Below are 1,059 nucleotides of genomic sequence, written 5' to 3'. Positions count from 1 at the left end.
CGGCATCTGTGTTCCATATCGCTAAAACTTTCTTGTTTCATACCCCGCGCCCCCTTTCCCTTATTTTATCACATCTTTTATCATTTGGGGGGATTAAATCAGCGTTTCCTTAAAAATAAAGGTCCAGAAACCGGACCCGGACCAACTCATGAACCGCCTGGGTTTTGATTTTCAGGCAAAGACCTGGGCGGGAGCCATGTTCGAGGTCCTGCGGGACAGCGACGCCCTCAACAAATACAGCTCCTATTTTGAAGGCTACCGGCCCAGCTACGAGGGGGATACCTCCTTTGAGGGCGGGTCCGGCGACATCGAGCACGGCGAAAGCCACGGAAGCGGGATTGACACCTCCGGCTTTGTCCGCCCCGGCACGAAAAACAATCTGGACCTGGCGGCCTATGCCGTCCAGGCGTGGCAGAACAACTGAGGCTACGTCTGGGGCACCTACGGCAACGTCCTGACGGATTCCCTCTTTGCCTATAAGCTGAAGCAGTACCCGGACGGCGTGGGGAAATACAAGGAGTTCATCCGCGCCAACTGGCTTGGCCGCCGGACGGCGGACTGTGTGGGGCTCATCAAGAGCTATGGCTGGCTGGACGCTTCCAGCGGGGCCATCCGCTACGGGACCAACGGGATNCCGGACTACGGCGCAAACCAGATGTATCAGTCCGCCGCGGTGAAGGGGGAGATGTCCTCCATGCCGGAGATCAAGGGCCTGGCGGTCTGGAAGCCCGGACATATCGGCGTCTATATCGGAAACGGCTACGTCGTTGAGGCCATGGGCACNAAGTACNGCGTTGTGCGGACGAAGGTAGAGGGCCGGGGCTGGCAGGGCTGGTGCAAGGTTCCGTCCATCGACTACATAGAAGCGTGACCGCTATGAAGACTACAACAAATTTAAGGAAGCACTGATTAAAGCCGGTAAAAGCCAGGCAAACAGACAAAGGTAAAGGAAACGTCCAATAAAGGGCCATATTGGGGGATGAATTCCTCTTTTTTCCAGTCCCAGCCCGGTCGAAGGGCGCAAAAACCTTAGGCGGGGCATAGGGAACCGCCCGCCTT

General features: G+C 56.7%; 1 protein-coding gene. It reads left to right on the top strand.

Going from position 1 to position 1,059, the window contains the following annotated elements; genetic code table 11:
* The first annotated feature begins 148 nt into the window (after window positions 1-148).
* Complete coding sequence (locus tag JX325_RS18580; RefSeq protein ID WP_204792284.1) at window positions 149-424, top strand: hypothetical protein; 276 nt, start codon at window positions 149-151, stop codon at window positions 422-424.
* Window positions 425-1,059 lie beyond the last annotated feature (635 nt).

It is taken from the genome of Oscillibacter sp. CU971 (assembly GCF_905219725.1).
GTDB lineage: Bacteria > Bacillota > Clostridia > Oscillospirales > Oscillospiraceae > Oscillibacter.
Note: the sequence above shows the minus strand (reverse complement) of the source record. Positions and strands in the feature narration are given on the sequence as shown.